The organism is Streptomyces sp. NPDC001843 (genome assembly GCF_042891955.1).
In the GTDB taxonomy this organism is placed as follows: domain Bacteria; phylum Actinomycetota; class Actinomycetes; order Streptomycetales; family Streptomycetaceae; genus Streptomyces.
This window is the reverse complement of record NZ_JBIATQ010000013.1, coordinates 270268-289032: the sequence shown is the minus strand read 5'-3', so window position 1 is coordinate 289032 and position 18765 is coordinate 270268. Positions and strand designations below refer to the sequence as shown.

Genomic DNA, 18765 nt, shown 5'->3' with positions numbered 1-18765 from the left:
CATCTTTCTGACCGTCAGGAGCCCCCAGTGACCACCGCCGTAGCCGCCCCGTTCCGTTTCTTCTCCCTCCAGGTCGTACGCACGCGGCGGCTCGGCCCGTCTCTCGTCCGGGTCACCTTCGGCGGGCCCGACCTGCACGCCTTCCACTCCCAGGGGCGGGACCAGTCCCTGTCCCTGTTCCTGCCGCAGCCCGGACAGCCGGAGCCGGTCGTGCCGCTTGAACTCGGTGACGGGTGGTGGCAGGGCTGGCGTGAACTCCCCGACGACGTGCGGGCGGTGATGCGCTCGTACACCCTTCGGGCGCTGCGCCGCGACCCGGACGAGATCGACATCGACTTCGCCCTGCACAGTCCGTCCGGGCCCGCCTCCCGCTGGGCGTCCGGCGCCGCCCCGGGCGACCGGGTCCTGCTGCTCGGCCCGGCCGTCGCCGACAACCGCGCGATCCGCTTCCGCCCGCCCGAGGGCACCGACCTCGTCGTCATCTGGGGCGACGAGAGCGCCGTACCCGCCGCCTGCGCCACCCTGGAGTCCCTGCCCGCCGGCACCCGCGTACGCGCCTGGCTGGAGGTGGACGACGCCGGTGACATCCAGGACCTCGTGACCGACGCGGACGCCGAGGTGACCTGGCTCGTACGCGACCGGAGCGGCACCGAGGGCTCCCCCATGGCCCTCGACGTCCTGCGCGAGGCACAACTCCCGTCCGCTGAGCACCCGTACGTCTGGATCGCGGGCGAATCGGGGTGCGTCAAGGCGCTGCGCCGACACTTCGTCGGCGAGCGCGGCATCGACCGCCGGTGCGTCACCTTCGTCGGCTACTGGCGGCGGGGGATGACCGAGGAACAGCTGAGGGTGTCGGAGTAACTCCGTTCACAGTGACGCGAAGTGACGGCGGTCACGGGAGGGCCAGGTTTCACGGCGATCAACTTAGGTTAGGCTAGCCTAAGTTGATCCCGACTCCCCGTACGGATCGCCCCCTCGGAGGACCCCCACATGCGCTCGCACCTGCTCAATGACCTGACCGCGGAGCACTACCGCCGCTCCGTGACCGAAGGAGTCGAGCGGGTGGCGGCCAAACTCGCCACCACCGAAAGCCCGTTCACCGGTGTCACGGTCGACGCCCTCGCCCCCCGCATCGACGGGATCGACCTCGACCGCCCGCTGCACGACACCACCGCGGTGCTGGACGAACTGGAGGAGGTCTACCTCCGGGACGCGGTCTACTTCCACCACCCCCGCTACCTCGCCCACCTCAACTGCCCGGTGGTCATCCCGGCGGTGCTCGGCGAGGCGGTGCTCTCCGCCGTCAACTCCTCCCTGGACACCTGGGACCAGTCGGCCGGCGGCACCCTGATCGAACGCCGGCTCGTCGACTGGACGGCTGCCCGCATCGGCCTCGGGCCGTCCGCCGACGGGGTGTTCACCTCCGGCGGCACCCAGTCCAACCTCCAGGCCCTGCTCCTCGCCCGCGAGGAGGCCAAGAGCGATTCCGCGTCCCGCTTGCGGATCTTCGCCTCCGAGGTCAGCCACTTCAGCGTGAAGAAGTCCGCCAAGCTTCTGGGCCTTGGCCCTCAGGCCGTGGTCTCCGTGCCCGTCGACCACGACAAGCGCATGCGAACCGTCGCGCTCGCCCGTGAACTGGAGCGCTGCAGGCAGGACGGTCTCGTCCCGATGGCCGTCGTCGCGACCGCCGGCACCACCGACTTCGGCTCCATCGACCCGCTCCCCGAGATCGCCGAACTCTCCGCCCAGTACGGTGCGTGGCTGCACGTGGACGCCGCCTACGGCTGCGGGCTGCTGGTCTCCCGCACCCGCCGTGACCTGCTGGACGGCATCGAGCGCGCCGACTCGGTCACCGTGGACTACCACAAGTCCTTCTTCCAGCCGGTGAGTTCCTCGGCCCTGCTGGTGCGGGACGCCTCGACGCTGCGGCACGCGACCTACCACGCCGAGTACCTCAACCCGCGCCGCATGGTCACCGAGCGCATCCCCAACCAGGTCGACAAGTCCCTGCAGACCACGCGCCGTTTCGACGCCCTCAAGCTGTGGATGACCCTGCGCACCATGGGCGCCGACGGCATCGGTGAACTCTTCGACGAGGTCTGCGACCTGGCCCGGGAGGGCTACGGGCTCCTGGCGGCCGACTCCCGCTTCGACGTCGTCGTCGAGCCCTCCCTCTCCACCCTCGTCTTCCGCTACGTTCCGGCCGCCGTCACCGACCCGGCCGAGATCGACCGCGCCAACCTGCACGCCCGGGCGGCCCTGTTCGCCTCCGGTGACGCCGTCGTCGCGGGCACCAAGGTGGACGGCCGCCACTACCTGAAGTTCACCCTGCTCAACCCCGAGACGACGCCGGACGACATCGCCGCCGTCCTCGGCCTGATCGCCGGCCACGCCGAGCAGTACCTGGGAGAGTCCCTTGACCGCGCGTCCTGAAGCCCCGACCGCCCCTTACGACTTCCTGGGGATCGGGCTCGGCCCCTTCAACCTCGGCCTCGCCTGCCTCACCGAACCGATCGGCGAACTGAACGGCGTCTTCCTGGAGTCCAAGCCCGACTTCGAATGGCACGCGGGCATGCTCCTCGACGGCGCCCACCTCCAGACCCCCTTCATGTCGGACCTGGTCACCCTGGCCGACCCCACCTCCCCGTACTCCTTCCTCAACTACCTGAAGGAGAAGGGCAGACTGTACTCGTTCTACATCCGGGAGAACTTCTACCCGCTGCGCGTCGAGTACGACGACTACTGCCGCTGGGCCGCCGGCAAACTGAGCAGCGTCCGCTTCGGTACGACGGTCACCGAGGTGACGTACGAGGACGAGCTCTACGTGGTCCGCACCGAGGCCGGTGAGGTGTACCGCGCCCGCCACCTGGTCCTCGGCACCGGCACCCCGCCCTACGTCCCCGAGGCCTGCCAGGGGCTGGGCGGCGACTTCGTCCACAACTCCCGGTACATGCGGCATCGCTCGGAGCTGGTGCAGAAGGATTCGATCACCCTCGTCGGCTCCGGGCAGTCCGCCGCCGAGATCTACCACGACCTCCTCGGTGAGATCGACGTCCACGGCTACCGGCTGAACTGGGTCACCCGCTCCCCGCGCTTCTTCCCGCTGGAGTACACCAAGCTCACGCTGGAGATGACCTCGCCCGAGTACATCGACTACTACCACGAACTGCCGGAGGCCACCCGCTACCGGCTCACGGCCGAGCAGAAGGGCCTGTTCAAGGGCATCGACGGCGACCTCATCAACGAGATCTTCGACCTGCTCTACCAGAAGAACCTCGGTGGCCCGGTCCCCACCCGGCTGCTCACCAACTCATCGCTGCGGGGAGCGACGTACGAGAACGGCACGTACACCCTGTCGTTCCACCAGGAGGAGCAGGAGAAGGACTTCGAGATCGAGTCCCAGGGCCTGGTCCTGGCCACCGGCTACAAGTACGCCGAGCCGGAGTTCCTGAGTTCCGTCAAGGACCGCCTGGTGTACGACTCCCACGGCAACTTCGACGTCGCCAGGAACTACGCGATCGACGTGACGGGCAAAGGCGTCTTCCTGCAGAACGCCGGTGTCCACACCCACAGCATCACCAGCCCCGACCTGGGCATGGGCGCGTACCGCAACAGCTGCATCATCCGTGAGCTGCTCGGCACCGAGTACTACCCGGTCGAGAAGACGATCGCCTTCCAGGAGTTCACGGCATGACCTTCACCTTCCGCCCCCTCGACCCGCCGCGGGACGCCGCGTTGCTGCACCGGTGGGTCACCCATCCGAAGGCCGCTTTCTGGATGATGCGGGACGCGAGCGTCGAGGACGTCGAGCGCGCCTACCGGGAGATCGCCGCGGACGAGCACCACCACGCCCTGCTGGGCCTCGACGAGTACGGCGTGCCGGCCTTCCTGATGGAGAAGTACGACCCCGCCCACCGCGAGCTGACCGGCCTGTACGAGCCGCGACCGGGCGATGTCGGCATGCACTTCCTCACCCCCGCGACCGACCACCCCGTACACGGCTTCACACGGGCCGTCATCACCGCGGTGATGGCCCACCTCTTCGAGGACCCGGCGACCGCCCGGGTGGTCGTCGAACCCGACGTCCGCAACAAGGCCGTGCACGCCCTGAACGAAGCCGTCGGGTTCGTGCCCGAACGGGAGATCGACAAGCCGGAGAAGAAGGCGTTGCTGAGCTTCTGCACGCGTGAGCAGTTCGCCGCCGCGACGGGGGTGGCCGTATGAGCCTCGCCGACGCCGTGGCCCACCTCTCCCCCGAACGCTGGGAGCAGGCCAACCGTCTCCTCGTCCGCAAGGCCCTCGCCGAGTTCGCGCACGAGCGGCTGATCACGCCGGAGGCGGAGGGGAACGCGTACGTCGTCCGCAGCGACGACGGCCTGACCCGCTACCGCTTCACCGCGGTCCGCCGCGCCCTGGACCACTGGCAGGTGGACGCCGACTCGATCACCCGCCACCGCGACGGCGCCGAACTCCCGCTCGCGGCACTGGACTTCTTTATCGAGCTGAAGCAGTCGCTGGGTCTGAGCGACGACATCCTGCCGGTCTACCTGGAGGAGATCTCCTCCACCCTCTCCGGTACCTGCTACAAGCTCGCCAAGCCGCAGGTCACGGCCGCCGAGCTGGCCGCGAGCGGCTTCCAGGCCGTCGAGACCGGCATGACCGAGGGCCATCCCTGCTTCGTCGCCAACAACGGGCGGCTCGGCTTCGGTGTCCACGAGTACCTGTCCTACGCCCCCGAGACCGCGAGCCCCGTCCGGCTGGTCTGGCTGGCGGCGCACCGGTCGCGGGCGGCGTTCACGGCCGGCGTCGGCGTCGAGTACGAGGCGTTCCTGCGGGACGAGCTGGGCGAGGCCACGCTGACGCGGTTCCGCGCCACGCTCACCGGCCAGGGCCTCGACCCCGCCGACTACCTCCTCATCCCCGTCCACCCCTGGCAGTGGTGGAACAAGCTCGCCGTCACCTTCGCCGCCGAGGTCGCCCGCCGGAACCTGGTGTGCCTCGGCGAGGGCGACGACGAGTACCTCGCCCAGCAGTCCATCCGGACCTTCTTCAACACCTCCCACCCCGGGAAGCACTACGTGAAGACGGCCCTGTCCGTCCTCAACATGGGCTTCATGCGCGGACTGTCGGCCGCCTACATGGAGGCCACCCCGGCCATCAACGACTGGCTGGCCCAGCTCGTCGACAACGACCCCGTGCTGAAGTCGGCCGGCCTGACGGTCATCCGGGAGCGGGCGGCCGTCGGCTACCGGCACCTGGAGTACGAGCAGGCCACCGACCGCTACTCGCCGTACCGCAAGATGCTGGCCGCGCTGTGGCGGGAGAGCCCGGTGCCCTCGCTTCAGGAGGGCGAGTCCCTGGCCACCATGGCCTCGCTGCTGCACGTGGACCACGAGGGCAGGTCCTTCGCGGGCGCGCTGATCGAACGGTCCGGGCTGTCCCCGGCCCAGTGGCTGCGCCGCTACCTCCGCGCGTACTACGTCCCGCTCCTGCACAGCTTCTACGCCTACGACCTGGTGTTCATGCCGCACGGCGAGAACGTGATCCTCGTCCTGAAGGACGGTGTCGTACAGCGCGCGATCTACAAGGACATCGCGGAGGAGATAGCCGTCATGGACCCGGACGCGGTGCTGCCGCCCGAGGTCCGGCGCATCCGTGTCGAGGTCCCCGAGGACAAGAGGCTCCTGTCCGTCTTCACGGACGTCTTCGACTGCTTCTTCCGCTTCCTGTCCGCCGTCCTGGCCGGTGAGGGAATCCTGGAGGAGGACACCTTCTGGCGCACGGTCGCCGAGGTCACCCGCGAGTACCAGGAGGCGACGCCCGAACTCGCCGACAGGTTCCGCCAGTACGACATGTTCGCCCCCCGGTTCGCCCTGTCCTGCCTCAACCGCCTCCAGTTGCGGAACAACAAGCAGATGGTGGACCTGGCGGACCCATCGGGGGCGCTGCAGCTCGTCGGCAGCCTGGAGAACCCCGTGGCGAGGTTCTGACCGATGGAACTGGAAGACGGAGGACGCCAAGGCCGCGGCCGGCACCGTGCGATCCCCGTCGACGAGATCACGGGCGTCGATTGACATCCTCCCCCTCTTACACCCCTGCCTTTCAGGGCCACCCGACCACGGGGCCCTCAACTGGCCGTCATCACCGACTGCTTGAGGTCGTCCTCGGGCTGGTGGATGAAGACGACGAACCGCCCTGACGGCGACTCGCCCCTCCCTGCCCCGCTCCGCGGGAACGCGCATTCACCCCGACCCTGAAGGCCCGGGCACCCTGCGCGAAAGACTTCAAGAAGGACCCGCTGATGGCACTGGTCGCGGCGGCGGTGCAGGCGCGGCTGCCGCATCCGTCGGCGGCCGACGGGGCGGACGTACGCCCTGACGCGCCCCGGCTCCCCCGGCAGCCGACGTCCTCCCCCGCCGAGGACGACCACGACACCCTGCTGCGGAGGTTGCGGGAGCTGGGTGGGCTGCACCGCGAAGGGGTGCTCACGGGCGAGGAGTTCACAATGGCCAAACAGGCGGTCCTCAGAAGGATGTGAGGACCGCCTGTGCCGGGTGTGGTGCGGACTTGGACTACTTGGCCTTGCGCGCCACGGTGAAGTGGTCGATGCGGTCACCGGTCTCGGCGATGCCGGAGACCTTCAGCTTGGCGTAGTGACCCCGGGCCGCGGGCTCGACGTCCACACGCAGGAACGAGTAGTTGAGGTAGCGCACCCGGGACCAGGCGACGGTCTCGTTTACCTTGCCGTCCTTGGTGTTGATGAAGGAGGCGACGGAGTCGACCTCGTTCAGGTGCCCCTCGTAGGAGTCCGGCGCGGAGAAGGCGTACAGGCTGCGGCCCGCGGCGCCCGCCGTGACGTACACGACACCCTCGGACTCGGGGTACGCCGTGCCGCCGATCGGCAGCTTCTTGGTGACCGCGTTGCCCTTGATGACGTCGGTGCGCTCGTACTGGTGGTTGTGGCCGTTGATGACGAGGTCCACCGTGTACTTCTCGAACAGCGGCACCCACTCCTGTCGCACGCCCCCCTCCGAGGCGTGCGCCGTGGAGGTGCAGTACGCGCAGTGGTGGAAGAACACGACGATGAAGTCGACGTCCTTCGAGGCGCGGAACTTCTTCAGCTGGGCCTCGAACCACTTGGTCTGGGTGCCGCCCGAGATGCCCAGGTTCGCCGGGATCTCGAAGGAGACGTCGTTGGGATCGAGGGAGATGACCGCCGTGTTGCCGTAGACGAAGGAGTAGACGCCCGGCAGGTGCTTCTTGTCCGGCCCGTTGTCGGGCAGGGTGAAGCGGGCCTCCTCGCCGCCGTAGCCGTTGGGCGAGTACCAGGCCTCCATGTCGTGGTTGCCGTAGGAGACCATCCACGGGACGGACTTGGCGACCGACTCGGTCTGGGCGAGGAACTGGTCCCACACGCGCGAGTCGAAGCCGGTGTCGGCGGTCTTGCCGGCGCCGGACGGGTCGGCGTAGGCGATGTCGCCGGCGTGCAGGTGGAAGGACGGGTTCTGGCCGAGGATCAGGCTGTCGTTGGCCAGGCCGTGGTAGCTCACACCCTGGTCGCCGAAGGCGGTGAAGGTGAACGGCGCCTTGTTGCGGGGGGCCGTGGTGAAGGTACCGATGGTACTGGCGAACTGCGGGGATGCCGGGTCGAAGCCGTCGTGGCCGACGCCGTAGAAGTACGTCTTGCCCGGCTTGAGGTTGGCCAGCTTGGCGTGCACGTAGTACTGGGTGTGGTCGCCGCTCGCGCCGACGCCGGCCGGGGTGTAGAGGGAGCGGATCTCGGCGTCGATCTTGACGGAGAGGTGCGAGGCGTGGGTGCCGATCCGGACGAAGGGCTTCTTCACCGGGACCGGGACCTGCCAGGAGATCGTCATCTCCGTGCCGGCGTCGTTGCCGAAGGCGAGGTGACGGCCGAACGGGGCGACGAAGGCGCCGTTGACGTACTCGGTGGCGGGGGCGGTCGACTGGGTGGGGACGGCGGCCTGGGCGGTGGCGCCCGGCACGAACGCGCCACCCGCGACGGCGCCCAGCGTGACGGCGCCGCCTCTGATCATGTTGCGCCGAGAGAATCTGGAGCGCAGGTATTCGTGCTGCTCGGCCATGCTCATGCGCTCGGCCAGCTGCTCGGGTACTCCCATGCGAGGAATGTCCATGGCGTCTGAAACTCGTGTGTCCGGGCGACGAGACGCAAGACACAGGATGGACAGCTTGCGAACAGAGCACCATAAGAGATTCAACAAGCTGTTGCCCGAAATCGGGCAGGATTCTTGCGAAACCGTCGCCGGTACCTCAGGATCTACCGGGTGCACGACGAACTGGTTGATCATCTGACGAGGTCCACGACCCTGAACCGGGGCGAGGCACTGCGGGTGATCCAGGACGTGCTCGCCTTCTTCGACGAGACGACCGAGGACTACGTCCGTCGCCGCCACCGCGAGCTCCAGGCGCAGGGCCTGGTGAACGCGGCGATCTTCGAACGGATCGAGGCGGACCTGAAATACCGTGCGGTGGCCCCGCCCGAGCTTACGCTCCGGCAACTGCGGCGCATCGTCTACGGCTGAACGGAAGCTTGGGGATACCTGTATATGTGCGGAATCGTCGGATACATCGGGAAGCGTGACGTCGCCCCGCTGCTCCTGGAGGGCCTGCAGCGCCTGGAGTACCGCGGCTACGACTCGGCGGGCATCGTCGTCACCTCCCCGAAGTCGGCCGGACTGAAGATGGTCAAGGCCAAGGGCCGGGTCCGCGACCTGGAGGCCAAGGTCCCGGCACGGTTCAAGGGCACCACCGGCATCGCCCACACCCGCTGGGCCACCCACGGCGCCCCCTCCGACGTGAACGCGCACCCGCACATGTCGACCGACCACAAGGTCGCCGTCGTGCACAACGGCATCATCGACAACGCCGCGGACCTCCGCCGCAAGCTGGAGGCGGACGGCGTCGAGTTCCTGTCCGAGACCGACACCGAGGTCCTCACCCACCTGATCGCCCGTTCGCAGGCCGAGAAGCTCGAGGACAAGGTCCGCGAGACCCTGCGGATCGTCGAGGGCACCTACGGCATCGCGGTGATGCACGCCGACTTCTCGGACCGCATCGTGGTGGCCCGAAACGGTTCCCCGGTGGTCCTCGGCATCGGCGAGAAGGAGATGTTCGTCGCCTCCGACGTGGCCGCGCTGGTCGCCCACACCCGGCAGATAGTGACGCTGGACGACGGCGAGATGGCGACGCTGAAGGCCGACGACTTCCGGACGTACACCACCGAGGGCACGCGCACGACCGCCGAGCCGACCACCGTCGAGTGGGAGGCCGAGTCGTACGACATGGGCGGCCACGACACCTACATGCACAAGGAGATCCACGAGCAGGCCGACGCCGTGGACCGCGTGCTGCGCGGCCGTATCGACGACCGCTTCTCCACCGTGCACCTCGGCGGCCTGAACCTGGACGCCCGCGAGGCACGCCGGATCCGCCGCGTGAAGATCCTCGGCTGCGGCACCTCCTACCACGCGGGCATGATCGGCGCCCAGATGATCGAGGAGCTGGCCCGCATCCCGGCCGACGCCGAGCCCGCCTCCGAGTTCCGCTACCGCAACGCCGTCGTGGACCCCGACACGCTGTACGTCGCGGTGTCGCAGTCCGGTGAGACGTACGACGTGCTGGCCGCCGTGCAGGAGCTCAAGCGCAAGGGCGCCCGGGTGCTCGGCGTGGTCAACGTGGTCGGCTCCGCGATCGCCCGCGAGGCCGACGGCGGCATCTACGTGCACGCCGGTCCCGAGGTGTGCGTGGTGTCCACCAAGTGCTTCACCAACACCACGGTCGCCTTCGCCCTGCTCGCCCTGCACCTGGGCCGCACCCGCGACCTCTCCGTGCGCGACGGCAAGCGGATCATCGAAGGCCTGCGCAGGCTGCCCGCGCAGATCTCCGAGATCCTCGAGCAGGAGGACGAGGTCAAGAAGCTGGCCGAGAGTTACGCCGAGGCCCGCTCGATGCTCTTCATCGGCCGCGTACGGGGTTACCCGGTCGCCCGCGAGGCCTCCCTGAAGCTCAAGGAGGTCTCCTACATCCACGCCGAGGCCTACCCCGCCTCCGAGCTCAAGCACGGCCCGCTCGCGCTGATCGAGCCTGCCCTGCCGACCGTCGCGATCGTGCCGGACGACGACCTGCTGGAGAAGAACCGCGCGGCCCTGGAGGAGATCAAGGCCCGCAGCGGCAAGATCCTCGCGGTCGCCCACCAGGAGCAGGAGAAGGCCGACCAGACGATCGTCGTGCCCAAGAACGAGGACGAGCTGGACCCCATCCTGATGGGCATCCCGCTGCAGCTCCTCGCCTACCACACGGCGCTGGCCCTGGGCCGGGACATCGACAAGCCGCGGAACCTCGCCAAGTCGGTGACGGTGGAGTAAGCGCCCCGAAAGGGGCGCGGGGACTGCGCGAGCAAACACAACGCTCCTGAACGGACGGAACGGACCCCCGCATGCGCCACCGCACACAGGGGGTCCGCTCCGCATGCCGGGACCGCCCGACATCCCGGCCGGCTGCCATCAGCCGGCGGCCGTCACCCCCCGGCCGGCAGCACGCCTCGGAAGCACCGTCGGCCAGTGCGCGAGGACCGCGGTGGCCGCGTACCAGGCCACCGCGCCAGAGGCGACGGCGACCCAGCCGCCGGCCTTCGCGAGAGCGGAACTGTCGGCGAAGTCCGCCACGGCGAGCACGAGCATCGCCAGGAACAGCAGCCCGTGCACGGCCTGCCCGAGGGGGTCTCCGCCCGCCAGGGTCAACGTGAGCGCCACGAGGGCGAACAGGAGCAGGAAGAGTCCGGCCCCGTTGGCCGAAGTGTGGTCTGCGGCGGAGACGGCCCAGGTGAACCACAGGGCACCGAGCGCCGAGAAGGCCGTACCGTTGACCGTGTCACGGTCGCGGAGGGCGAGGAGTCCGGCGGCGAAGAGCGCAACGCCGCCTACGTAGTGGGCCAGTGATACGGCATCGGATGCCGACACGCCGTCGATCACGCCGGTGACGCCGAGTCCGAACGCCAACAGGGTGATCCCCAGGGCGAGTCGGCCGACGATCGTGGTGGTGCTTCCCGCAGAGACGTCGTTGTCCACGGCGGGCTCCCTTCGTGCATGTGCGGTTGCGCGGTGAGCGATATATGCCCTTCACAAAGGCACAAACACACCTACGCACAAGTAGGTTGACGCGGCGTACCGCGCCGCACAAAGGGAGTTGACGGCGTGACAGGTGTTACGGAATGACCACCACGGGCCGCTTCGCCCGCTTGGCGAGCCGCCCGGCGACGGAACCGAAGATCCGTCCGACGACCCCGTGCGTGGAGCCCACCACGATCGCGTCGGCCTCGTACTCGCGCCCCACCTCTTCGAGCTCGTGGCAGATGTCGCCACCGCGCTCGACCAGGATCCAGGGCACCTCGGCCAGGTAGTCCGCACAGGCCAGCTCCAGCCCCAGCACCTCGGTGCGGTGGTCGGGCACGTCCACGAAGACGGGAGGCTCGCACCCCGCCCACACGGTGGTGGGCAGCCGGTTGGCCACGTGGACGATGATCAGGCCCGAGCGGGAGCGGTGCGCCATGCCGATGGCGTAGGCGAGGGCCCGCTCGCTGGACGTGGAGCCGTCGAAGCCGACGACCACTCCGTGCTTGAAGGCTGGGTCGCAGGAAGCGCGTGACTCTTCCGCCGCCAGGGGATCGGTCGCCGTGGGATCGGCGACCGGCCGCTTGCGGTCCGCGGGTTCAGAGAATTCGTGACCGGCCATGGCTGTCTCGGCGTTGTGATCCTTCGGGTGGGACGACACTGTGCGGCGGAGCTGTGTCCGGGAAACACCTTCCCAACCCCATACCCCCAAGGGTACGGCGGCAAGCTTCCTCGGCCCAGAGTCCTGGGCAGGCTCCGTAAGGGGTCCCCCCGGAGTCCGCAGGGGTTCCCCGGAGCATGCACGAGCGACGCCCGTAACGCAATGGTTGCTGCCCCGTACAGGCGGTTTGCGCAGGATTCGGACAGCCGGACGCCATCCGGCCGACACGCACAGTGACCGACTGGCCGAACCGGCGTTTAACCCCCTGAGCCACCGCGGCAAGGAGTGCGACCAGGGAGTACGAGATGTCCCGACCACGACCCACGAGCGACCCCCGCCCCGCCCCCGACACCGCCGGTGACGTGGTCCGCTGGGCGGCCTTCAGCTGCGTCCTCGTCCCCGTGGTCCTGCTCTGGTACGGCACCTCCCTCGCCGGCGCGGCCGGCACCGCCCTGGGCCTGGCCGCCGTCACCGGCGTGTGCCGGATCCTGCTGCGCCGCTCGGAGCGCTGCGCGGTACGTTCGGCGCGTTCACCACGTTCGGCACCCCGGGGAGGCGGACGGGAGAGCGGACGGGAAAAGGGGCGGGGAGGCGGACGTCACACCAAGGGCGGCACACCGGTCGACTGACCGGTTTCCGCGCACAGGACCGTAGCTTTTCAGCCAACTTCCGGCCACCGGGCAGGGAGGGTCCGAACCACCCCTCAACCCCCGTTCGACCTGCACGGAAAGGGCCCACGGGGCCCTGCGCACCCTACGCGGTTTGGCCACTGCGACGAGGCGTACTTCCCTGTACGGCCCACGAGTGCAACGCTTCGTGATCGAATGCTTCACGCCAAGTTGTCATGTCGACAATGCGCCGGGTGTCGATCTGGTCACCGCGGCGGCGCGGGACGCAGTAGATTCGATCTTGACTGTCTTACGGCGGGGGACTCGTGCAGGACCGAGGGGAAACGTGCAGGAGCGACACAACCGAGGAGCCGCGACCACCGAGGGGGGCTTAGCAGGATGAGCCACGACTCCACTGCCGCGCCGGAAGCCGCGGCCCGGAAGCTGTCCGGGCGACGTCGCAAGGAGATCGTCGCCGTGCTGCTGTTCAGCGGCGGGCCCATCTTCGAGAGTTCCATACCGCTTTCGGTGTTCGGGATCGACCGCCAGGACGCCGGAGTGCCGCGCTACCGATTGCTGGTGTGCGCCGGCGAGGAAGGCCCACTGCGGACCACAGGGGGCCTGGAACTCACCGCACCGCATGGCCTGGAGGCCATCTCACGCGCGGGCACGGTCGTCGTGCCCGCCTGGCGTTCCATCACTTCTCCGCCACCGGAGGAGGCGCTCGACGCACTGCGCCGGGCGCACGAGGAGGGCGCACGCATCGTGGGCCTGTGCACCGGCGCGTTCGTGCTGGCGGCCGCGGGCCTGCTGGACGGCCGCCCGGCCACCACGCACTGGATGTACGCGCCGACGCTGGCCAAGCGCTATCCGTCCGTGCACGTCGATCCGCGCGAGCTGTTCGTCGACGACGGCGATGTGCTGACATCGGCGGGGACGGCGGCCGGAATCGATCTGTGCCTGCACATCGTGCGGTCGGACCACGGCAACGAGGCGGCGGGCGCGCTGGCCAGGCGTCTGGTGGTCCCGCCGCGCCGATCGGGCGGCCAGGAGCGCTATCTCGATCGATCTTTACCAGAGGAGATCGGCGCCGACCCGCTCGCGGAGGTCGTCGCCTGGGCGCTGGAGCACCTCCACGAGCAGTTCGACGTGGAGACGCTGGCGGCGAGGGCGTACATGAGCCGTCGCACCTTCGACCGCCGTTTCCGGTCACTCACCGGGAGTGCCCCGCTGCAGTGGCTGATCACCCAGCGGGTGCTGCAGGCGCAGCGGCTGCTGGAGACGTCGGACTACTCGGTGGACGAGGTCGCGGGCCGCTGCGGCTTCCGCTCACCCGTGGCCCTGCGGGGTCACTTCCGGCGTCGGCGGGCTCCTCGCCCGCCGCCTACCGGGCCGCCTACCGCGCCCGTCGCCCCCAGGGCGACAAGCCCGCCGACGCCGAGCCGGCGCTGCCCGCACCGGGCGGGCCGATGGGCCCGGTACCGGCTTTGCTGCACCCTGAGGCCGGCGTGCCGATCCAGGCACGGCGCAGCCTGTCGGCCAGCGTGCCGGGGCCGCGCAGCGGGATGTGACGAGGACGGGCCGGGGCTCACGCCCCGGCCCGCTTTCCTTCACCAGGGGCGGCAGCCCCCCAGCAGAGCCCGGCTGGACAGGCGCCGGATGCCCTACCGCCGCGTAAGGTTAGACACATGAACGATCGCATGGTGTGGATCGACTGCGAGATGACCGGCCTCTCGCTGTCCGACGACGCGCTCATCGAGGTGGCCGCCCTCGTCACCGACTCCGAGCTGAACGTACTCGGCGAAGGGGTGGACATCGTCATCCGTCCGCCGGACCAGGCGCTGGAGACGATGCCGGAAGTGGTGCGTCGGATGCACACCGCGTCCGGGCTGCTCGCGGAGCTCCCCGGCGGGACCACGCTGGCGGACGCCGAGGAGCAGGTCCTGGCGTACGTACGGGAGCACGTGAAGGAGCCCGGCAAGGCGCCGCTGTGCGGCAACTCCGTGGGCACCGACCGCGGCTTCCTGCTCCGGGACATGCCGAAGGTGGAGGAATACCTCCACTACCGGATCGTCGACGTGTCGAGCATCAAGGAGCTGGCCCGCCGCTGGTACCCGCGCGCCTACTTCAACAGCCCGGAGAAGAACGGCAACCACCGCGCCCTGGCCGACATCCGCGAGTCGATCGCCGAGCTGCGCTACTACCGCGAGGCCGTCTTCGTGCCGCAGCCCGGCCCCGACTCCGACACGGCGAAGGCGATCGCCGCCAAGCACGTCCTGCCCGCTCAGTAGGCGGTCCGCGGGGGCCGGCGGAGGGGCGCCGCGAAAGCCTGGCGCGAGCACCCCTTCGGACCCTGTACACTTTTTCTCGGCCGGTCGGGGAAAACACTCCTCGAACTGCCGGTCATGGTGGGTGTAGCTCAGCTGGTAGAGCACCTGGTTGTGGTCCAGGATGCCGCGGGTTCGAGTCCCGTCACTCACCCTGCGTAGTCAGCCGGTGACTCCGTCGCAAGACGGGTCACCGGCTGCTTCGTTTTCCCCGGTCGCGGCCCCGCCCCCGCCCCGTCTCCGCGGTCCCCCCGCCGTGTCCCCGCCCCCGGCCTCAGGACGAGGCCCGCGGCACCAGTTCCGTGGGCAGCACGACCTGCCGCCGCTCCAGTCCCGGGGACACGGAGGGGCGGCGGTCCGCGATCTCCGCGAGGAGCAGGTCGAGCATCGCGCGGCCCATCTCCTCGATGGGCTGGCGCACGCTGGTGAGCGGCGGGTCCATGTGGCGGGCGATGGCCGAGTCGTCGTAGCCCACCAGGGCCACGTCGTCAGGGATACGCCGGCCCACTTCGCGCAGCACCTGCCGGGCACCGGCCGCCATGACGTCCGAGCCGGCGAAGACCGCGTCCAGCGCCGGTCTGCGCTCCAGCAGCCGGGTCATCGCACGGCGACCGCCCTCCTCGGTGAAGTCGCCCGGCTCGATGAGCAGTTCGTCCACGGGACGGCCCGCGTCGCGGAGCGCGTCCCGGTAGCCGTCCACGCGACGCTGGGCGCCGTACACGTCGAGGCGGCCGGTGATGTGGGCGATCGTGCGGCAGCCGCGGGCCAGCAGGTGCTCCACGGCCGAACGGCCGCCGCCGTAGTTGTCCGAGTCCACCGAGGTGAGGGCCTCCGCCGCCGAACGCGGGCCACTGATCACGGCCGGGATCTCCAGCTGGGCGAGCAGGTCGGGCAGCGGGTCGTCGGCGTGGACCGAGACCAGCAGGACGCCGTCCACCCGGTGCGCGGCGAGGTACTGGGCGAGCCGCTGCCGCTCGCGGTCGCTGCCCGCGAAGATCAGCAGCAACTGCATCTCCGTGTCGGACAGCTCGGCACCGACGCCCCGCAGAATGTCGGAGAAGTACGGCTCCGAGAAGAACCGGGTCTCCGGCTCGGGCACGACCAGGGCGATCGCGTCCGTACGGTTGGCGGCCAGGGCACGGGCGGCGGTGTTCGGGACGTAGCCGAGTTCGGCGACCGCCGCCTCCACGGCCGCGCGGGTCGCGTCGCTGACCCGGGGGGAACCGTTGATCACCCGGGACACCGTGCCGCGGCCGACACCGGCCCGGGCGGCGACCTCCTCCAGGGTCGGCCGCCGAATGCCCCGGCTCCGCTCACCCTTGACCGCCATGGTCGCCGCCTTCCGTTCGCAGCCTTCAGGCCAGGAATGTAACAGCCGTGGCCCGGCCGCCCCGACCCCATCGTCCCTCGCCCGACCGGGCCTTCTCCCCCGGTGCCGGAGAACCCGCCGAGGGGACGCGGCCGGTGCGACGGCGGCGCCCCCTCGGTCCGGGTCGGTGCCTCAGCCCTGCTCACCGGCCGGCAGCGCGTTCCTCCGGATCACCTCGGCGTACCAGTGGGCGCTCGCCTTGGGGATGCGGCGCTGGGTGGAGTAGTCGACGTAGACGGCGCCGAAGCGCTTCGAGTAGCCGTAACCCCACTCGAAGTTGTCCAGCAGGGACCACAGGAAGTAGCCGCGCACGTCCGCTCCGTCGGCGACGGCCCGTCGGACGGCGTCCAGGTGCGAGTGCAGGTAGGCGATCCGCCGCGGGTCGTTCACCCGGCCCTCGGGCGAGATGTAGTCGTCGAAGGCGGCGCCGTTCTCGGTGACCATCAGCGGCAGCTCCGGGTGCGAGGCCGCCAGGCCGGTGAGCAGGGTGTGCAGCCCGCCGGCGTCGATGGCCCAGTTCATCGCCGTGACCTCGTCGTTGGCCAGGTGGAAGGCGACGTCGTCGGAGCCGGTCCACGGGGAGTGCTCGCTCGCCCCGTGGCCGTCGTTCCTGGTGGTGCCGACACCGTCGACGGGCGCGGAGACGACGGTCGGCGAGTAGTAGTTGACGCCCAGCATGTCGATGGGACGGGAGATCTCGGCCAGGTCGCCGTCGTGCACCAGCTCCGCCCAGTCGACGATGTGCGCGGTGTCGGCGAGCAGGTCCTCCGGGTAGGCGCCGTCCAGGACGGGGCCGGTGAAGATCCGGTTGCCGACCGCGTCGATCCGGCGTGCGGCCTCGGCGTCCCGGGCGCTGTCGGTGAGCGGGCGCACCTGGTGCAGGTTGAGGGTGAGGGAGATCTGTGCGGTTGACGGCAGGAGCGGCCGCAGCGCCCCGATCGCCTGCCCGTGGGCCAGGTTGAGGTGGTGCGCGGCGCGCAGGGTGGCGGCGGGGTCGGTGCGCCCCGGGGCGTGCACGCCGGAGCCGTAGCCCAGGAAGGCCGAGCACCAGGGCTCGTTGAGGGTGGTCCACACCCCGACGCGGTCGCCCAGGGCACGGCCCATGATCTCGGCGTAGTCGGCGAAGCGGTGCGCGGTGTCCCGGTGCGGCCAGCCGCCCGCGTCCTCCAGTTCCTGGGGCAGGTCCCAGTGGTAAAGGGTGGCGACCGGCGTGATGCCCGCTTCCAGGAGTTCGTCGGTGAGGCGCCGGTAGAAGTCCAGGCCCCGCTCGACGGCGGGCCCCCGGCCGGTGGGCTGCACCCGGGACCAGGAGACGGAGAACCGGTAGGCCTTGAGGCCGAGGTCCTTCATCAGCGCCACGTCGTCGCGGTACCGGTGGTAGTGGTCGGCAGCGATGTCACCGGTGTCGCCGTTGAGGACCTTGCCGGGGGTGTGGCTGAAGGTGTCCCAGATGGACGGGGTGCGGCCGTCCTCGGTGGCGGCACCCTCCACCTGGTACGCCGCGGTGGCGGCCCCCCAGACGAAGCCCGGCGGAAAGGACGTGTCTGAGGCCGACTGGGCGGTGGTCTCGGTTCGTACGGCGGTCATGGTGAGAGAGCTCCCGAAGTGGGGTGGGGAAAAAGTCGGACAGTGACCCGGCCGCGGTGGAGAAGGGGGCGGACAGTGACCCGGCCGCGGTGGGGTGAGCGGCGCCCGCGGGCGCCGGCCCGGCGTCAGCCCGTTGGGCCTCAGCCCTTGACGGCGCCCGCCATGATCCCTCCGACGATCTGCTTGCCGAAGATCACGAAGACCAGGAGCAGCGGCAGGGTGCTGATCAGCGCTCCGGCCATGACGATGCTCTGGTCGGGGGTGTAGGAGGCGCTGAGCTGGCCGAGGGCCACCTGGAGGGTGGGGTTCTCCTGGTTCAGTGCGAGGAAGGGCCAGAAGAAGTCGTTCCACGCCTGCACGAAGGTGAGCATGCCGAGCACCATCATCGCGGGCCGGGCCGCGGGCAGGACCACGTTCCACACGATGCGGATGTTGTTCGCCCCGTCCACCTTGGCGGCCTCGATGAGCTCGTAGGGCAGGGCCTCCAGCAGGTACTGGCGCATGAAGAAGACACCGAAGGCACCGACCAGCGTCGGGAAGATCACCGACTCCAGTTTTCCGCCCCACCCGATGTCCGCCATCATCATGAACAGCGGGACGACGCTGAGCTGCGGCGGAATCGTCAGCGTGGCGATGACCGCGGTCATCAGGGCGCCGCGGCCGCGGAAGCGCATCTTGGCGAAGGCGTAGCCGGCGAGGGTGCAGAAGAACAGGGTGGCCGCGGTGATGCAGCCGGCCACGATGACGCTGTTGACGATGGCCTTCCCCAGATGGGCCTGATCCCAGGCCGCCTGGAGGTTGCTGAACAGCCGGCCGCCCGGGATGAGCGGCGGTGGGCTGTCCAGGACCCGCTGCTGGTCGTGCGAGGCGGCCACCAGCGTCCAGTACAGCGGGAAGATCGAGCCCAGGCCGACGACGATCAGGGCGACGTAGGTGAACGGGCCGCCCCTGAGCTGCTGGCCGGCGCCGAGCTTGAAACGGCTGCCCTTCTTCGGCCCGGAGGCGGTCGGCGGTGCCGGGGCGAGGTCCGGCGCGGTCTTGGTGGGGCTGGTCGTGGTCATCGATG

At 69.8% G+C, this 18765-nt stretch carries 15 protein-coding genes, 1 tRNA gene and 2 pseudogenes; 12 read left to right on the top strand and 6 right to left on the bottom strand.

The annotated features are described in order from the left end of the window. The first annotated feature begins 27 nt into the window (after positions 1–27). The 6 genes and pseudogenes from ACFYZQ_RS30455 to ACFYZQ_RS30430 all read left to right on the top strand — a co-directional run. Positions 28–861 (top strand): siderophore-interacting protein, encoded by an 834-nt coding sequence (locus ACFYZQ_RS30455; RefSeq protein WP_389154517.1) that lies wholly within the window; start codon positions 28–30, stop codon positions 859–861. Positions 862–990: 129 nt separating this feature from the next. After that, positions 991–2433, top strand: coding sequence for a lysine decarboxylase DesA (gene desA / locus ACFYZQ_RS30450; RefSeq protein ID WP_389154514.1), 1443 nt, complete (start codon positions 991–993; stop codon positions 2431–2433). Further along, positions 2417–3694 (top strand): lysine N(6)-hydroxylase/L-ornithine N(5)-oxygenase family protein, encoded by a 1278-nt coding sequence (locus ACFYZQ_RS30445; RefSeq protein ID WP_389154511.1) that lies wholly within the window; start codon positions 2417–2419, stop codon positions 3692–3694. Before desA ends, ACFYZQ_RS30445 begins: the two co-directional genes overlap by 17 nt. Beyond that, positions 3691–4224, top strand: coding sequence for a GNAT family N-acetyltransferase (locus tag ACFYZQ_RS30440; protein ID WP_389154508.1), 534 nt, complete (start codon positions 3691–3693; stop codon positions 4222–4224). Before ACFYZQ_RS30445 ends, ACFYZQ_RS30440 begins: the two co-directional genes overlap by 4 nt. Then, entirely contained in the window at positions 4221–5990 is a 1770-nt protein-coding gene (locus tag ACFYZQ_RS30435) for an IucA/IucC family protein (RefSeq protein ID WP_389154505.1), read from the top strand. Before ACFYZQ_RS30440 ends, ACFYZQ_RS30435 begins: the two co-directional genes overlap by 4 nt. Positions 5991–6283: 293 nt before the next feature. Beyond that, positions 6284–6538, top strand: a pseudogene (locus ACFYZQ_RS30430) (Tat pathway signal sequence domain protein); the annotation flags it as partial. Between the two features lie 34 nt (positions 6539–6572). On the opposite strand, the gene ACFYZQ_RS30425 reads toward ACFYZQ_RS30430, so the two are convergent. After that, entirely contained in the window at positions 6573–8138 is a 1566-nt protein-coding gene (locus ACFYZQ_RS30425) for a purple acid phosphatase family protein (RefSeq protein WP_389154502.1), read from the bottom strand. Positions 8139–8303: 165 nt separating this feature from the next. Between ACFYZQ_RS30425 and ACFYZQ_RS30420 the strand changes: the two genes are divergently transcribed. Beyond that, positions 8304–8561, top strand: coding sequence for a hypothetical protein (locus ACFYZQ_RS30420; protein WP_389154621.1), 258 nt, complete (start codon positions 8304–8306; stop codon positions 8559–8561). Positions 8562–8585: 24 nt separating this feature from the next. After that, on the top strand, positions 8586–10403 hold the full coding sequence (gene glmS, locus ACFYZQ_RS30415; RefSeq protein WP_389154500.1) for a glutamine--fructose-6-phosphate transaminase (isomerizing): 1818 nt from the start codon (positions 8586–8588) through the stop codon (positions 10401–10403). Between the two features lie 138 nt (positions 10404–10541). Here the strand turns inward: glmS and ACFYZQ_RS30410 are convergent, their stop codons facing one another. Together ACFYZQ_RS30410 and ACFYZQ_RS30405 are read right to left on the bottom strand one after the other, a co-directional pair. Beyond that, positions 10542–11105 carry a GPR1/FUN34/YaaH family transporter gene (locus ACFYZQ_RS30410; RefSeq protein ID WP_389154497.1) on the bottom strand — a complete coding sequence of 188 codons (564 nt, stop codon included), beginning with the start codon at positions 11103–11105 and terminating at the stop codon, positions 10542–10544. 136 nt (positions 11106–11241) lie between these two features. After that, complete coding sequence (locus ACFYZQ_RS30405) at positions 11242–11769, bottom strand: universal stress protein (RefSeq protein WP_389154495.1); 528 nt, start codon at positions 11767–11769, stop codon at positions 11242–11244. Between the two features lie 344 nt (positions 11770–12113). Here ACFYZQ_RS30405 and ACFYZQ_RS30400 point away from each other — a divergent pair, with 344 nt between their 5' ends. From ACFYZQ_RS30400 to ACFYZQ_RS30385, 4 genes and pseudogenes are all read left to right on the top strand, one after another. Continuing rightward, positions 12114–12437 carry a hypothetical protein gene (locus ACFYZQ_RS30400; protein WP_389154492.1) on the top strand — a complete coding sequence of 108 codons (324 nt, stop codon included), beginning with the start codon at positions 12114–12116 and terminating at the stop codon, positions 12435–12437. Between the two features lie 378 nt (positions 12438–12815). Next, positions 12816–13987 (top strand): annotated as a pseudogene (locus ACFYZQ_RS30395) (helix-turn-helix domain-containing protein). A 117-nt stretch (positions 13988–14104) separates the two neighbouring features. Then, on the top strand, positions 14105–14707 hold the full coding sequence (gene orn / locus ACFYZQ_RS30390) for an oligoribonuclease (RefSeq protein ID WP_389154489.1): 603 nt from the start codon (positions 14105–14107) through the stop codon (positions 14705–14707). A 117-nt stretch (positions 14708–14824) separates the two neighbouring features. Then, positions 14825–14897: transfer RNA gene (locus ACFYZQ_RS30385), tRNA-His, on the top strand. 120 nt (positions 14898–15017) lie between these two features. Here ACFYZQ_RS30385 and ACFYZQ_RS30380 read toward each other — a convergent pair. The 3 genes from ACFYZQ_RS30380 to ACFYZQ_RS30370 all read right to left on the bottom strand — a co-directional run bounded on the left by ACFYZQ_RS30380 (position 15018) and on the right by ACFYZQ_RS30370 (position 18760). Next, positions 15018–16073 carry a LacI family DNA-binding transcriptional regulator gene (locus tag ACFYZQ_RS30380; protein WP_389154487.1) on the bottom strand — a complete coding sequence of 352 codons (1056 nt, stop codon included), beginning with the start codon at positions 16071–16073 and terminating at the stop codon, positions 15018–15020. 171 nt (positions 16074–16244) lie between these two features. Next, positions 16245–17699 carry a GH1 family beta-glucosidase gene (locus ACFYZQ_RS30375; protein ID WP_389154484.1) on the bottom strand — a complete coding sequence of 485 codons (1455 nt, stop codon included), beginning with the start codon at positions 17697–17699 and terminating at the stop codon, positions 16245–16247. Positions 17700–17839: 140 nt separating this feature from the next. Further along, complete coding sequence (locus ACFYZQ_RS30370; protein ID WP_389154481.1) at positions 17840–18760, bottom strand: carbohydrate ABC transporter permease; 921 nt, start codon at positions 18758–18760, stop codon at positions 17840–17842. Between the last annotated feature and the right edge of the window lie 5 nt (positions 18761–18765).

Bases quoted from the DNA above. Each gene is read 5' to 3' on its own strand.
- ACFYZQ_RS30440 (WP_389154508.1), top strand. From the start codon at position 3,691: ATGACCTTCACCTTCCGCCCCCTCGACCCGCCGCGGGACGCCGCGTTG.
- desA (WP_389154514.1), top strand. From the start codon at position 991: ATGCGCTCGCACCTGCTCAATGACCTGACCGCGGAGCACTACCGCCGC.
- ACFYZQ_RS30375 (WP_389154484.1), bottom strand. From the start codon at position 17,699: ATGACCGCCGTACGAACCGAGACCACCGCCCAGTCGGCCTCAGACACG.
- ACFYZQ_RS30370 (WP_389154481.1), bottom strand. From the start codon at position 18,760: ATGACCACGACCAGCCCCACCAAGACCGCGCCGGACCTCGCCCCGGCA.
- ACFYZQ_RS30425 (WP_389154502.1), bottom strand. From the start codon at position 8,138: ATGGGAGTACCCGAGCAGCTGGCCGAGCGCATGAGCATGGCCGAGCAG.
- ACFYZQ_RS30400 (WP_389154492.1), top strand. From the start codon at position 12,114: ATGTCCCGACCACGACCCACGAGCGACCCCCGCCCCGCCCCCGACACC.
- ACFYZQ_RS30380 (WP_389154487.1), bottom strand. From the start codon at position 16,073: ATGGCGGTCAAGGGTGAGCGGAGCCGGGGCATTCGGCGGCCGACCCTG.
- ACFYZQ_RS30405 (WP_389154495.1), bottom strand. From the start codon at position 11,769: ATGGCCGGTCACGAATTCTCTGAACCCGCGGACCGCAAGCGGCCGGTC.
- orn (WP_389154489.1), top strand. From the start codon at position 14,105: ATGAACGATCGCATGGTGTGGATCGACTGCGAGATGACCGGCCTCTCG.
- glmS (WP_389154500.1), top strand. From the start codon at position 8,586: ATGTGCGGAATCGTCGGATACATCGGGAAGCGTGACGTCGCCCCGCTG.
- ACFYZQ_RS30435 (WP_389154505.1), top strand. From the start codon at position 4,221: ATGAGCCTCGCCGACGCCGTGGCCCACCTCTCCCCCGAACGCTGGGAG.